The sequence below is a fragment of the Haloferula chungangensis genome (assembly GCF_042664875.1).
GTDB classification, from domain to species: domain Bacteria; phylum Verrucomicrobiota; class Verrucomicrobiia; order Verrucomicrobiales; family Akkermansiaceae; genus Haloferula; species Haloferula chungangensis.
The window spans coordinates 210,377-226,332 of sequence record NZ_JBHTBS010000004.1 but is presented as its reverse complement, the minus strand read 5'-3'; the positions used below and the strand labels follow the sequence as shown (position 1 = coordinate 226,332).

Sequence of the window (15,956 nt, the reverse complement as noted above, 5' to 3'; positions counted from 1 at the left end):
AACGGAAGGCATTCCTCCGCTAATCGATGATCCACTGAAATCGCTTGAGATCTTCGAAGAGATCCTGAAACGCGGTACCAAGTTCTATCCTGAAGACGATGAAACTTCACCGAGACATCCGCGAATTTATCGAATTGTGCCTCTCTCGGAAAGTTGAGTTCCTCCTGGTCGGGGGCTATGCACTCGCCTTTCACGGTGCCCACGATTCACGGAGGATATCGATTTGGTAAGACTGAACTCATGAAAAATAAGGAAGCCACAGGGCGACCTCAAGATCTCGCCGACCTCGCCCGCTTGCGATCGGACACGAACTAACCAGGTGGCGAATTCCTCGGATAGCCGGCTCTGCTTCCAATTGGTGAATCGCTGGATCATTCACTCTGGAATGGTCACACCGGGACGATCACCCGGCGATCCCGCGCTCCCTCGCCCACAGCGTGAGGTCCCGCTTGGAAAGAGCCGCCGCCATCAACTCGGGAAACTGGTTCGGGGTGCAGGCAAATACCGGGATGTCCAGCGCCGCGAAACGGGCGGCATTTCTCGCGTCATAAGACGGTTTCCCATCGTCGCAGAGGGCCAACAAGGTCACCACCTGCACGCCGGACTCCTTCAACCTCGCCGCCGTCTTGATCATTCCAGCCTCGTTCCCTCCTTCGTAGAGATCGGAAATCAGCACCATCACCGTATCGGAGGGACGCCGCACGTGACCTTCACAGTACGTCAGCGCTTTGTGAATGTCGGTGCCTCCACCGAGCTGGGCACCGAACAGCAAATCCACCGGATCCTTGATCTGGTCGCTTAGATCCACGACCGCCGTATCAAACAACACAAAGCGTGTCGAAAGCGTCGGCATTGATGCCAACACGGCTCCGAAGATCGAGGAATACACCACTGATGCCGCCATCGATCCGCTTTGATCAATGCACAGAATCACGTCCTTCATTGACGCCCGCTTCCTTCCATAACCAATCAGCCTTTCAGGAATGATCGTCTGATACTCCGGCAGGTAGTTATGCAGGTTTGCCCGAATCGTCCGGTGCCAGTCGATCTCGCTCAGCCTCGGACGGTGGTTCCTAACACTTCTCGCCAAGGCCCCCTGCACCGCCGACCGCGTCGGCTGCTCGAGCTTCTTCAAAAGCTGATCCACCAAGCGCCTCACCACCGAGCGCGCCGTCTCACGCGTTTTTTCCGGAATCACGCGGTTCAGCGAAATGAGGGTGCTTACCAAATGCACGTCCGGTTCCGCTTGAGACAGCAACTCCGGCTCCAGCAGCAGTTGATTCAGATTCAACCTCTCAATCGCGTCCTTCTGCATCACCTGCACGACCTCACTCGGAAAGTACCGCCGGATGTCGCCAAGCCATCGCGCGATCTTGGGATTCGATCCGCCAAGCCCACCGCGCGCACCACCCGAATCATCGCCACCATACAAGGCGGCCAGCGCTTCATCCATGCGCTGATCATCTCCATCAAGTGATGTCTGACCCGCTGCCTCGGGGGTCGAACCAAGCGCGAGGCGCCAGCGGCGTTGTCGTTCGGAGTCACTCATGATGGTTCAGGATATCCAAGGAGGCGTGCCACTGCCGCTACCGCAGGGCGGGCATTCTCCCGATTGATTTCTTCGCTCTCCGCGAAAACCGGTGCGGCTCGCAGATCGCCCCTAACAGCCGCCGCAATCCGCGAGCGTTCTGGATGGGAAAAGGTCCCGAAGGTCCGCCGCACCAGTGGCAGCACCGTCTGAAAAGCCGTCCCATCGAGCGCGGAAAGCCACTCGTCGATCAGTGCCAGCAATGTCCGGTCATGCACCAACATCGCCCCGCCTCCTCGCAGGAAACCCTCGAGCCATGCCGCTGCCGCCAGCACTTCCATGCCGGGTGAAAGCGCATAGCTCAAAAAGCGCGAGGTCTCGCCGTCATCAATACGGCCGCCATCACGAAGGAAACGCACGGCCTGCCCACGCAAGCTCGCGTGCACCGCATCCGCTCGCGCCAGCTTCGTCAGGCAATCATGCAGGTCCTCCATCATCGCTTCCTCATCAAGCATCGAGATCGATGCGTGATAAGCAGCAATCGCCTCGAACAAGGTCTCCGCCGCCTGATCATCAATCCCCGACCCCGCGAGCAACAACTCGGCATGAATCCGCTCCGTAAAGCCACCTAACAGATGCCTCACCGCTTCACCGTCGGTCGAGCGCACATCCCCATAGCGCGCGATCCGCGCCAATGGCGGAATCGCCGACAGAAGTTCAAGCGTGTCCTGCGACGAGGCCGCCGCCGCATCCAGACGCCGCAGCAAGGTCTCCACCGCATCCGGCAGATCGCCCAACAGCGCCAATTCGAGATGCTCGGTTACTTTTGCCAGGCCCGCACCGGCATTCAAGGACCGCACCAAGCGGATGGTCGCCGCCGTTTCAACCGTATTTCCGTAGGCTGAAGCCTCGATGATCGAAATCGCCAGTTCCGGCTTCCACTGCAAACGCCATCCTTCCTTGAAAGTCCCTTTGCCCCGCGCCCGCTCCTCGATGCCCCACTCGATCCCAAGCGCTAGCAGACGATGCAGAAAACAGCTCCGGTTCCGCCCGCCTTCCTCACGAAGATCCACCACCAGCGGCGTCACCGATGCGGCCTTCTTCAATCTCAGACGTTTGATCGTCGCATCGATCTCCTTTTGCAGCGGCAACGCTGGCAACGAGTCCGGCAACTCACCCAGCGCATCGCCGATCAGCAAAGGCTTGTTGAGAAAGTCCAACGCCAGCGGATCGCCACCACAGAAAATTGCCTGAATCGATTCCAGTGTCTCATCGAGTCCCGGCAAAGGTCGCCCACGCATCCCCGCCAGCGAACTCGCCAAGCGCACCGCCTCGATCACCGAGGCAGACGAGGCCTCCTGCCCTTCCTTGCGCAAAATCCTCGCCGCCCGCACCAACCAACTCGTCGTTGATTCCGCCTCATTCCGCCACAAATGCGCATACCAACCCGGCGAACGAATCCCCGCCCGGTAGCCGCTCGCCATTGCCAAGCGTTCATAGGTCCACGGAATCCAGGTCGCCGCTACCTTGTGCTTCGCCAGACCTTTCAACAAAGCATAGTCCTCGGAGACCCTGACCTTCGCCTCCAGCGCCGGCGTGTGCCAGGCGCCACAGACCACCGCCACGTTTTCGAAATCCTTCTCCGATTTCCGTAGTACTTTCCGCATCCATGCCTCGCGCAGCAGCGTGTCGCGCGACTCTGTGAGATCGAGGTCTCCGCGCAGCGCCGACATCGCCTCTTGAATCGCTGCGAAAAAGTCCCCCTCATCCTGCCGTTCTTCCACCCGATCATTCCACCAGCGTTCGCCATCAAGGTAGCCATCCGCCTTCGCCAGCGCATCCATCGGATCCGGCCGTGGCTCGCTCGTTTCATCCTCTTTCGTCAGCGCGAAACTATGCGCCGATGGCAGATCGAAGCACCTCACCGGCACTCCATTCTTCACCGCCCAGCGAATCGCCTGCCACTCCGGCGAAAACTCCGCAAAGGGGTAAAAACTCGCCTTCTCCGGCTCATCCACGCGGTGAATCAAAATTGCCACCGGCGGCTTGAAGGCATCATCCCCCGCATGCTCTAACAACACCTCTGTCTCCATCGGCATCTCGATCACCACCACATCCGGCCGCATCCGCTCAAGCGCCCGCACCAGGCTGCGCGCGCAGCCTGGACCATGGTGACGGATGCCAAAGAGTGTCGTCATATCATCTCAAAATTTGGACTGCGGTGGCAGAGCGAGTCTCCTCGCGTCGACACCGCATTCGACTCACCCAAAAGATCCCTCTTTATTTCATTCATGCTTTCACCTCCCCCATGATCGCTTTCAAATCCGCCACCGTCTCCGAATAAACCACGGCCGGCACCTCACCAAAACGCAGCACCCTCTCATCATCCACCCCAGGCATCACGCCGAGATACGCCCGCTTCTGATTCGCATCCGGTTTCGCAAAAAGCGCGATCCCAAGCTTGATCTCATCGCCGCGACCACTCGTCGCGTGAAAATCCTCAAGCGCAAGATAGACCTCCACGCAAAGCCCCGGAAACTTTCGAAAGCAGTCGTAAATGTATCCGCCGTCCTGAGTCGAGCCGATCGACCAACCCCGCCCCATCGCCCGATTCCGGAAAACACTCGCATCGATCTGGCATCCCTCCGCCAGCCTCAGCTCCCGACGGTTTCCATGCAGCGGATCGAGCAACTCGATCGCACGATCGATCTGCCCGAAAGCGGGCTTCACCTTGAAACGCCTCAAATGAGCGCGCCACGAACTCTTGAGCGAGTCATCAAGCATGAGCGGATGCACCAGCCCGATCATCATCTCCTCATCCTCCAGTTCTTCCGGCTCTCCACTCGCATCCGCAAGAATGCCATTCGCATAACGCCGGAACGTTCGCTTGAGCGATCCCTGCTGATCGTAGACACCCCAGACCAGTGACTCGGCATAACACCGAAACACCGGATGAGCCTCAAAACGCTCACGCCAAACCTTCAGCTCCCAACGACGTCCCTCGATCATCGTGCGCTCAAGCCGCAGCGTCTGCGACTTCAGCGCCTGCGTCAGGAACTTCTTCAAATCCTTCGCCGCATCACTATCCGAAGAAGTTAGATTCTTCGGAATCGTCCCCGCCTCTTTCCCATCGCCAACCTGCCAGACAAGCTTCAGATCCGCTCTCAGTCTCGCCGTAACCTTCTCACCCGACTTGGCCGTAAACTGGCGCTCGCCTTCCGCATTGAATCCGAAATCCGGAACGATCCGCTCCGCCATCTCATCCTCGCTGATGCCCTGGATTTCCGCCAACGTCCTGATCGCATCACTGGCCGCCGCACTCACATACTTGCGGTGATTCCGGTATCGCTGGATCAAAGCGTCGAGCGTCTGCATCGCCCCTTCGCTACCAAGCAAAGCAATTGCATGCGCGCACCATTCCGCCCGACTTCCATGGTTCTGCCCGCACCATTCCGGGATCGGACGAATGAGCCGGTCAATGATCGAATCATCACCAAGCATCGCCGCCACATTCAGGGCCCAACGAGTCGGAGCCTTCATGTCCGAAGCAAACCACTGGTCCAGCAAGGCATGGGCAAAGACGGCGTTTTTCCCACGGTCCAGATGCGACAACACGGGTTCCAGTTCGGGTGCCAACTCGCCACCCTTCTGCCGTGCCTGAAGTTGAAAAAGATAAGTCACCGCCAACTCGCTCAAGGTCTCGCCTGACACGGAAACCAATCCCGGTAGTGCCTCAACGTTAAGCCACGGAGCCTTCGGCATCCGAATCGACTTCGCCTTCTTCAAAAGACCCTTCTCAAACTCGCCAATCGACCCGACCGATTCCACCACGCGCTCCGGCTCCTTCTCCACCGAGATCCCCCGCGTCGACGCCAATTGTCCAATCTCCGTCCGCACCGTCTTGCTCGGCTCCACGGCGTGCATCTCGACCAAGCGACGAATCGCCTCGGGTGTTCCCAGCCTACCTAACAGAAAAGCAGCACCGATCCGATCCGGAATCCCTTTTGATCCACCCAGACGACCTGCCAGCTCAGCGCATTCGTCGGCTTGCATTCTCACCAGCCAGTCTGCGGCAATCTCCCGTAAAGCCCGCGACTTGCCGCAGAGTAGCTCCCGCATTTCTGGAGCCATCAGCAACGAGTCATGCTTTGCCACCTCCTCCCAGTAGTCAGGTGCCCCGCTCTGCGAGCGGCTCTTGGTCGCGTGCCTGCCTTCTCCGCCGATTCGAATCATCCGGCGAATCACTTCTTCTTTTCCCGCAGGCGTTTCCGTCAACATCACTTCAAGCGCAAGGTCGCCCGCCATCGAAAGGTACGATGCTGCGATTTCCTTCTCCAACAGTTTGCTGCCCATCCCATCAAGATCCTGCAACGCCAGGCGATAGAGCCCGCGCGTTCCCCTCCCATAGCCACTGTTCTTCGCATGAAAAACCAATCCGCAAACCTCATCCGGAGCTTCTTCAACGAGCAACTCGACCCCTTCTCTGGTGGCGATAAACAGGGGCTTTCTCACCCACTTCATTAGCAATTCCTTGAAGCTTCCCCCTCGCAGCTTGTTCAGCTTGCAGAGGAACTCAAATGCCCTAACAGCCGCATTGGATTTCTCGTGATGAGGAGGAATTTCGGCACCTTCAGCAATCCAAACGAGCAGCGTATCGATCATCGCCTGATCAAATGATTCCGTCTCTTCTGCCACCGCCAGCCAGCCGGCCGAGGCACCCGCATCCGCCCCAATCGAAGGATCTGCGATCCACGTTCCGAACTTATCCGGGCGATACCTTGCCAACGCCAATGCCAAGGCTTCGTCCCGCGTCATCCAAACTGTTTGGCTGAAGTCGTGGTTGCGCCACAAGTAGTTTGCAGCCACGGATTCGAAAGGCTCATCGTCACTCGGTGTCTCCCTCAGGACCCACTTGATCTGATAGGAACCAAGGCTCCTCGCGAATCCAGGAATCGCCGAGGCATCGATCAATTCATCCGCCAGAGAAATCAGAAGCTCGTCATGGTGGCCGATAAAGTTGCTCACCCAACGGTAGTCCGAATTGTGGGCACTCAGCCCGAACAGCATTTTAAGACAAATCCGTCCTTCACCATCCAGCTCCGGCTCTTTGGCTAACAGCTTTGAAAAACTCTCAATCTCGTAGCCCGCAATCCACTGCGTCGCAAGCCGAGGCACGTCGCCACCGCCATCTTCGACGTATGCTTCGATGAGCTTGCGAGCCTCGTCCGAAAGTCCCTTCAACCATTGAATGTTTCTCATGCCTTCACCTCCCCAATAATCATTTTCAAATCCGCCACCGTCTCCGAATAGACGATCGCCGGAACATCGCCAAAGGCGAGCACGTTTGGATCATCCTGCGAAGGCACATCGATCACATAACCCCCGCGAGCAACGGATCCCTTTTTGACAAATAGAGCACGACCAAGGCTGCCATCGTTGTCATAGCCACCCCCCATGAAGAACCCGCTCAACTCGAGAATGACCTCAACCTTCGCAGCGTCGTAAATTTTGTAGAGACTACAAAGCTCACCGCCCTCGACCACCGAACCCTGATGCCAACCCAGTTTCTCGCTTCGCGAAAAGAGCGTGCCTTGAGCGATCTCCTTCCCCTTGCAAGTGGTCAGCTGGCGACGGTTCAGGTGAAGCGGCTCAGGTGCCGCACGAGGACGCTTCAACTGGGAAAACGGCGGTGTCGCCTTCATTCTTGAAAGATGCTCCCGCCACTCGATCAACGCGTCTTCATCAAGTTCGATTGGATGCACCAGGCCGATGAAAGCATCCGTTTCAGCTAGTTCCTCGATGTTACCTGCAGCGTCCGCCAGAATGCCGTTCGGATAGCGTCTGAAGCATCGGAGCAATTGTCCGTCCTTATCATAAAGGCCCCAAATCAAGTTGGTCGTAAGACCTGCCATCAGCACATGCTCTTCAAACAGCGTCCGCCATTTTTCGATCGGCCAGCGCCGTTGACAGACCAACACCAGCTCAAGCCGAGCGGTCTGGCTTTTGAGGGCTTCCTTGAGCAGCGCCCGCAACTCCTTGATCTCGCTCTTCATCGCAGCCGAGAGCTTCGACGCTGGATTCTTGGTCTCCCTGCCGGACTCGGGATCTTTCCAACGAAGGGACAAGTCCGGCTGAAGGAGCGCGAGAACCACTGAACCTTCACACTCCAATCGAAGGATTCCCTCGACATCGAATCCGAGCGTCGGAACCACCTGATCTCGAAGTTCTTCGAGTTCCAATCCTCGTTCAATCGCAGCCGCCTGGAACGCCTCAGCCGCCGCTCGACCGACAATCCCGTTCTTGCTCACGTAACGTAGAGCCACATCGTTCAATACCATCAAGGCCTCGTCCGTGCCTAACAGCGTCAATGACCGAACCCCACAAACGGCGAGCTCCTTCCGCTTGGTCTTGCACCACCGGTGGATGCCAGCTGCTATCGTCGGCACCACGCTGGAATCGCCAAGAAGGCCTGCCAAGGTGAGCACCCAGCGATCCGCCGCCGCCTGATCGGAACTCACCCACTGCTTCAGAAGCGCCAAGGCAAAGCCCCGGTTCTCCGAATGATCCAGATGGCCGAGCAGATCGACCACCGCCTCGGCAGGCTCGATGGCTTTGTGTTTTGATTGTTTCTGGATGAGAAAATGCAGGACCTTCTCAGGGAGCACCCTGCCGTCCGCATCCTTCAATTGAAGACTCTTGAGTTCCAGCCACGCATGCCTCGGAGCCCGCAAGTGCCGATCCGCTTTGATCGCTGTTAGCAATTCGTCAACACCACCCGAACCCTCGCTCTCCACTTCGATCGGCTTCGCACCAAGGTTCGCAAGACCTGCCTCAATCGCCTCGTGGACCTGCTTGCTTGTCTCGATGGCATCGGCCTCACGCAGCAAGGGAACACCCGCTTCGCCACAGGAAGTCATCAACGCGACAGCTCCCAGCCGATCCCCTGCCTTTTTCGAACCCATCAGCTCCTTCGCAAGAGCCACGCTTTCCTCGGGCTGATGGTTCGCGATATGATTCGCCGCCACCTCGCGAAGCAACTTGCTCTTTCCGGTCAGCATCCCGCGAAACTCACTTTCAAACAGCTTGCTGCCCCCACCACTGAGGCGCTCCCAGAGTTCGGTCAACCCCTTGCCCGACTGTTGGGATGCAAGTTCCAGAACCAGAGACTTAACATCAGGAGCGCGAGGATCATCAGGGGAAATCCCGCACAGCCCTTTGATCGCCTTCCGCTGAATTTTTTTGAAGTCATCGTCACCCTTGAACAGAGCTAACAGGAACGTTCCCCCGTCGCCTCCGATTTCTTCCAGTGCCATTTTCAGCAGCTGTTTGTATTCCTCCGTTGGGGTGAAAGGCATTTGATGCCGCATGCCCGCCGCCACCTTTTGAAGAGCGATCTCCGGCATTTCTTCTAAAAGGACTGCCGCCGCCTCCGCCTGAGCCGCGAGCTCGGGCGCCGTGACGACTTCTAACAACTCCTCCCGGTAACGTCCATCCCTCAAGACATTCAAGCGGATCATCACCTTCATCATCTCGATCGCATCGTCTGATTTTGACGAATAAGGCCTGAATGACAGACTCATCAACTGCCGCATCGCACTAACGAAAGTCCCATCCAGCTTATCATCGAGTTTGAACAAGTCCTTCCACACCTTCGGCTGAATCGAATCCTGACCGCTCCGGACCTTCGAATCTATAAACTCGATCAGCACACGGGTCTTGTAAATCGAAAGCGCCTCGTAGAATGGAGTAGCCAGATATCCCCGCTCAAGGACACGGGTCAAGAATTCGTTGCCTAACAGCCAGGCCTCATTCGCATCCGGATTCGCGAAAGGCGCATCAGCAGAGGGAGAGTAGCCTTTAGTCCAGTTGAACAACCTGGAATCTGCCATTCCTTCAAATAGCTGTTTCCGACTTGGCTTCAGATCCTCTTCAATCTCGTCGAGCAGACTGAGAATATGATCCCTTAGATTTCCACTGAGTAGCCTTACCAGTGCCGAAACATCGCCCAGTAGCCGCGACGCCTTAATGAGGAATTCAATCGCTGAAAGAGGAGGGCTCATCGGGTTCTCCCATTGACTGATCGATGAACCGAGGTTGTAGAGGTCATTGGACTTGAGCCCACTTGTCAGCATCTTCAATTCAACGAGGTCCGCCTGCTCGTCAAAACGTTCCAAAGCAACCGCAAGATCCTCGCGACCCGATTCTCTAATTTTCTCGGTGATGTTCATTGGACTATTTCCTCCCGCACGATTGCTTTCAAATCCGCCACCGTCTCGGAGTAGACGATCGCCGGAACATCGCCGAACTGAAGCACATCCTCATAGTCCGAATCCAAGTCCTCCAGCTCCAGACGTCCTTTATCAATCGTCCCCGCTTTGACGAAGAAGGCTTCCTTGATCTGAATCGGCGTCGAGTAGTCTTCCCGAAGCCAGAACTCACCGGTCGCCACCACCGCCTCGATTCCAGCCCCGGGAAAGTCCTTGAAATAGTTGAGGATCGTATCGCTCCCCGGATAGACCATACCTAGATTCCAGCCTCGCTTCTTCGCCCTCGTCATGAACGTTCCTGCCGGGAGTTCCTTATTTTGAGCCGCCACGATCCGTTTCCGGTTGGCCTGCTCCGGCACAAAGGTCTCGATGGCCCGATCGAGCTGCGCAAACGGTGGACTGATTTTCATTCGTCCAAAGTGCGAACGCCATGACTCTCGTTCCTCTTTTGTCAGTTCCAGTGGATGCACCATGCCGATGTATCCCCCATCTTCCTCAAGCTCGACAACCGATCCCGTAGCATCAGCAAAGAGACCATTCGGATAAACTCGGAAACAAGCAGTCAGCTCATTATCACTGCCATAGACACCCCAGACCAGTCTTCCCGAAAACATCCGGAGCAAGGCATGGTCCACATACCGTTTCCGCCACTCCAGGAGCGGCCATCTTCTCTGCGTAATCAAGGCATCTTCCAATCGACGGAGCTGCGCCGAAACCGCGTCCTTGCCAGATTCCACCCAGTCCCTGGCCTCTGCCTTCACCTCAGGCGGCAGCTTGGCAGGCATCCGGGGCGACTCACCCTCCACTCCCTCACGGCTCCAGTGAATTTTGAAGTCCGAATCAAGACGTCCGATCAGCATTCCATCTTCCCAAGCGAAACTTCGCGTTCCTTCGGAATCCAGCCCAAGATCCGGCACGCTTAGTTCGACCAAGGCATCGAGCGGGATTTTTCGCTTCCGCGCGGCCCGCTTGAGAGCGCCGGCCGCTTCCTTACCGACGTCGCGGTACTTCTGACGATAGCGAGCCTCGAGTTCGGTCAGATTCATTAATGCTCGGTCGCTATCGATCATTTCGAGGACACGAACGGTGTTCTGGGCAATCTTGCGCTTACCAGTCTGGCAACACCTGCCGACTGAAGTCGCGAGCTTCGAGACGACTCGATCGTCTCCGAGTTGTCCGACCAAGGCCAAAGCCCAGCCGTCATGAGCGAGCATGTCGGAGGCCAGAAACTCATCCAGAAGCCTCTCGGCGAAAGCCGCGGCAGACTGGGGGTCAAGCTGCTCGATAACGGGCTCGCTATCAGGACAGTCTTCGATCCACTTGACCTTTGATTGATTGGCGATCAGCAACTGGGTGATTGCCGGATCAAGTTGGAATCCACTCTTGGCCTTTAGAGGAGGAAGAAGGTCGAGGTTCAGGAATGCGGACTTCGGCAATTGATAGCGACTCCTCTGACTCGCTACCTCGGCAGCGAGTCGCCTGAAGCTCTCCTCATCGCCAAGCTCCTCGGCCCCTCCGCAACACTCCAAGGCCAGCCCGATCACAGACCGAACCTTTTCACTACTTTCATTCTCGAATGCTTTCCGAAGGGGCTGAATCGCCCTTGGGTCAGCAAGGCATTCAAGAACCTCTGCCGCTCCCGATCTCGTCGCCGTCAACTTCGAATCGAGAAGATCGCAGGCTCTTGCGAGAACGCCTTCCTCATGCCTAAGAATGCCCTCACCAGCCACATACCTCACATTCTTCCTCTTGTCACCAATTCGCCTCCAATAGATCTCGACAAACAATTTCGAATGATTGAGCGAACTCTCAAGGAGGAGACGAACCTCCTCGGAATTGGCACGGGCGGAAGCCTTTCTCTTGTCCAGCACCCCAAGTGCCCATTCGAGCCAAACTTGCGCGGCACCCTCCGGTGGATCGAGCTCTGAATTTGTTAGATGATCCAAAATGGGCCTCAGCTGCGAGGTCTCTAGGTAGTCCCTATTGGTCGCCCCAATTAATTCGATCTGCATCTCGGTGATAGCTCGACAGGCTGTTTCTCCGCCCTCCTCCCAAAATCGAAAAAGCGATCTAAATAGATCGGGGCGCAACCACGCATAGATGCCATCCAAGTCTTCATTGCGCGTTCGGATCGCAAGTAGTCCCTCACGCACATACTCATCGCATCGCTCGGGAGCGGCATCAATTATAAGCGACAGCCCAGTGTAGTCGAAGGCAAACTCGGGCCGCATCGCCTCCTCAATTGCTCGATCGCGATAGGTTCCCGGGCGCCAGTAATCGAGGAATGCAAGGTAACGCATACGTCCGAGAGGAGCGAAATGATCCAATTGCCCAATCATGTCCTCGTCAAAGTCTTCACTTGAACGCAGGACGTGCCTCCATGCGACAATCGCTCCATAACTGGCATCCTTGTCGAGAAACCGTCGCATCACTTCGGGTCGGAAACGCGCAATGAGACCCATTAGTTGCCGCGCCCGTTCGGCAAGTTGGCTACGCTGTGGCTCGGGGGCCTGCGCGATCGCTTCGAGTACACCCGCGAGGCTCTCATCATCAAGATCCCACATCCATTGCTCCGCAGGCGACAGTGATTTCAATTGTTCCGGTGCTTGGTGCATCAAACACCGGAAGTCGAACATGACGCCGCCATCAAAATCGGGGTTGTTCTTGAACTGCCATCCGAATCCCATTTTCCGACTGACCGTTAGCAAGAGGATCCCAAGCTTTTGGGACGACATGCTTTCTTCCACCGCAACCTTAAGGATCGCCGATTCGAGCGGAAGGTTGTTCTGAAGCCCGATGTCCGCTATAGACACCCATAATAGCAGGGCGAAGCCCGTCGAGGGTGAGCCAAGCGGCGAAGAAACATCGTTTGCTAGAAGCTGCGGATAAAGCTCGGACTCTGCATTGAGGACCTGCACGATGAATCGAAGAAGGTCCGTCGACTTCGGATCCTTTTCTAACAATGCCCATGCAAGTTCCTGCAATACAGGGTGTCGCCTATCGAAACCCAGCATCCTGGAAGTCGCCTCAAGCTTTCCACTTTTGAAATACTCCGCAAGGGCATCCCCCGCCGTCACGAGCCAAGGAATCGCATGCGTCCGCATCAACGCCACGGTCTCATCAATACTTCTCACGTTCATCACTTTTCCGCCTGATAAGTTATCGCCTTCAAATCCGCCAGCGTCTCCGAATACACCACCGCCGGCACCTGATCGAAACGCAGCACGCGCGGATCATCGGGTCCCGGTTCATCGTATTCGTAGCTCCCGCGTTCGACGGTCCCTTCCTTCACGAAGTACGCCGACGAAAGCTCCACCGTGTCCATCGGGTCGATCCCGATCCAGAAGTTGTTGGTCGGCAGCACCACTTCGATTTCGGCACCCGGGAACTGCTTGTAAATGCTGCTGATGCCACCCGCATCGATCACCGATCCACGCACCCAGCCACGTTTTTCCGAGCGAGAGCGGAAGGTCCCCGCGCCGACCTCCTTGTCCCGGCTGATCGTGATCTCCTTGCGGTTCCCGTGAAGGGGATCGAGCAACTCGACCGGACGATCGAGCTGAGGGAATGGCGGCTTCACCTTCATGCGTGAAAGGTGGGCGCGCCAGGCGTCGAGGGATTCCTTATCCAGCTCCAGCGGATGGATCATTCCGATCTCCACCGACTTCTCCGGCAATTCCTCAAGCTCGCCCGCAGCATCGGCCAGCAGGCCATTCGGATAGCGCCTGAAACTTCGGAGCAAACTACCCGAAGCGTCGTAGATCCCCCAGACCAGCCGGCTGGCGAAGGACTTCAGCACCGGATGGTTCTCAAACAACTCCCGCCATCTCGCCACCGGCCAGCGTCGCTGACGGACCAAAGTCAGCTCCAGCCTCGCCGTCTGACCTTTCATGGTCTCGCGGATCATCTTGTTGAGCAACTTCACCTCGTCCTTCACTTCATCAGGCACAAATGCAGGGATCGACTTCCATGATTTCTCCGTCTCGGCATCGAACCACTGCAACTTGAAGTCCGGCCCCAGCTCCGCCGAGATCGAGCCGTCCTCCCATTCGAAAGTGCGCACGCCATCTTCATCGAACTCGAAGCTCGGCACGACCATGTCGCCCAGCTCATCCGGCGTGATCCCCCTTGCCACCGCCGCCGCCTCGAAGGCCGCCGCGCAGGCCTTGCCGACATTCTTGAACTTGCTGCGGTAGCGCGTCGCCAGCGTATCGAGCACCATCAGCGGCTCATCGCCCGGCAGCAGTGATATCGCCTGCGCCGCATACTCGGCCAGCTTGTGCCGTGAGTTCTCGCACCATCCCTGGATCCGTGAAAGCAAGGGCGGAATGATCCGCTGATCGCCTAACAGCCCGCCCAAAGTCAGCGCCCATCGATCCGCAGCCACCTGATCGGAGTCGAGGAAGCCCTCGACCAGGTTGATCGCAAATTCCGCATTGTTCTTTCGTTCCAAATGCGACAACAGTGGCAGCGCATCCGGCGCGATCTCGATGAGCTTGTGCTTCGCTTGCTTGACGATCAGGAACTCCGCAGCCTTCGGCGAGATCAACGTCCCGTCCTCCGTGACCAACTGCGGAAGGGCCTCAATATTCAGCCACTTGCACTTTGGCAGCTTCATGCGATTTGCCAGTGATGCGATCTCCGCTTCGATCTCTTGGAGGCTCATCGCCGATGGTTCAGAATCAACATCAGAGTCCTGCTCACATGCGCTATGTGCCTTGCGAAGAGCATCTCGGACTTTCTCTGACTTCTCTATTTCGACCGCTGACTTCAAAATCGCTGCTGCTGTTGAATCAGACAAATGCTCAAAATATGCGGCTGCCCCGAGCCTTGAGTCGGCCTTCCTTGAACCAAGCAATTCCTCCATCTCCTTGAACACCTCACGACCTCTTTCCTTGGCGACCACCTTGGCTGAAAGCTCTCTCAACGGTTTCGACTTCCCTTTCAAAAGATTCTCAAAATCACCGAGACATGCCCGCGGATACGTCTCAGCCATGATCCTCCACATTTCTATCCGGTCCTGAGGCGATTGCTTCTCGACTTGTGTGAGGAATGAATCCCGTAACACCGGATAGTGCTGAGGCTTCAAATTCGTGAGCCGTTCCTTTAAGAGGTCGCCAATTTGATAGCTGCTATAGTTGCTGATGACGTTTCTCAACAAAGATGCGCCACTCGAATCCCACTCGTCACGAATCTTGGAGAAGAGCTTTGTGTAGGCAGGCCCATTCGTAAACGAGGTGTGTTGCCCGGCATCCGGAATTTCAAAAGCGCGGGCCATCACTTCGACTACCCGTGCCGGAATCTTCTCAAAAAGCAATTCGAGCCCTTCATGACCAAGAGCAGCTTGCGGTCTTGACGCCGCCTCAATCAACACATCCTCATACTTTCCACCCCTCACATCGTTAAGCTCTGTTAGAATCCGAAATGCGTCTGCAGCATCGTCGTTGGGAATGTTTTTGCAGTATGTTAGGCAGGACTCATCATATTCATCGGAGACCTTCACAATTTCCGACCACGTCGCAATCAGATGCCAGGACTTGAAACTCAGGGCTTGCTCAGCCCAAGCGTGGGTGATTTCCGGTCGATGAACTGCCAAGGCACCAAAAAGTCCCGAGTGATCGGAGAGCGAGCTTGGATCCTTAAGACAGCGCGAGCCAATATTCCTGAAAACGAGATTCGCAACAGGATTGACGAATGGCTCCTGTGAATTCGCGGGATCAGAGAGATCCCAAGCATTACTTCTGGCATAGGAGTTCAGAAAGATCTCTATGAATTCCTCAAGGTTCTGGTGGTGCTCGTCAATCCCGTCAGCCACAGCTTCTGCCACCTCCGGCCTCACTTTCGAGTCCTCGCTGAGGACTGCGTTGAGGACTCCCACGAGATACATGTGAGGATGGACCACGGGGCCAGGATTCCCATCGGATAGGTAGATGAAAAATCGGAGAAGCTTTTCCGTATTCTCATTCCATCCAATGTCCGTCACCAGGTTGCTTCCCGTGGATTCCGCATCCCAGATATCCTGTGACACCGAAACGCCTCGAGGAACTGAGGGGTCACCTGTCTCAAGGAACTGCTTTGCCGCATTGATGAGCCCGGTGGGGGCCACATCAGTGTTGAATACTTCAAGCTCTGGATACATCGGTTCAGTCGGTTCTGGCTCT

At 56.6% G+C, this 15,956-nt stretch carries 6 protein-coding genes; all 6 read right to left on the bottom strand.

The features are described 5' to 3' along the window. Positions 1-403 precede the first annotated feature (403 nt). The 6 genes from ACFQY0_RS09980 to ACFQY0_RS09955 all read right to left on the bottom strand — a co-directional run bounded on the left by ACFQY0_RS09980 (position 404) and on the right by ACFQY0_RS09955 (position 15,934). Complete coding sequence (locus ACFQY0_RS09980; protein ID WP_379711842.1) at positions 404-1,549, bottom strand: VWA domain-containing protein; 1,146 nt, start codon at positions 1,547-1,549, stop codon at positions 404-406. Then, the gene (locus tag ACFQY0_RS09975; protein WP_379711840.1) at positions 1,546-3,726 is read right to left on the bottom strand and encodes a DUF5682 family protein; all 2,181 of its coding nucleotides are present in this window, start codon (positions 3,724-3,726) and stop codon (positions 1,546-1,548) included. The genes ACFQY0_RS09980 and ACFQY0_RS09975 overlap by 4 nt, the downstream gene beginning before the upstream one ends. A gap of 91 nt (positions 3,727-3,817) precedes the next feature. Further along, positions 3,818-6,787: a DUF4132 domain-containing protein gene (locus ACFQY0_RS09970; RefSeq protein WP_379711838.1), complete on the bottom strand. Its 2,970-nt coding sequence runs from the start codon at positions 6,785-6,787 to the stop codon at positions 3,818-3,820. Then, positions 6,784-9,756, bottom strand: a complete 2,973-nt coding sequence (locus tag ACFQY0_RS09965; RefSeq protein WP_379711836.1) for a DUF4132 domain-containing protein — start codon at positions 9,754-9,756, stop codon at positions 6,784-6,786. The genes ACFQY0_RS09970 and ACFQY0_RS09965 overlap by 4 nt, the downstream gene beginning before the upstream one ends. Continuing rightward, positions 9,753-12,935: a DUF4132 domain-containing protein gene (locus tag ACFQY0_RS09960; RefSeq protein ID WP_379711834.1), complete on the bottom strand. Its 3,183-nt coding sequence runs from the start codon at positions 12,933-12,935 to the stop codon at positions 9,753-9,755. Before ACFQY0_RS09960 ends, ACFQY0_RS09965 begins: the two co-directional genes overlap by 4 nt. Further along, on the bottom strand, positions 12,935-15,934 hold the full coding sequence (locus tag ACFQY0_RS09955) for a DUF4132 domain-containing protein (RefSeq protein WP_379711832.1): 3,000 nt from the start codon (positions 15,932-15,934) through the stop codon (positions 12,935-12,937). Before ACFQY0_RS09955 ends, ACFQY0_RS09960 begins: the two co-directional genes overlap by 1 nt. Positions 15,935-15,956 lie beyond the last annotated feature (22 nt).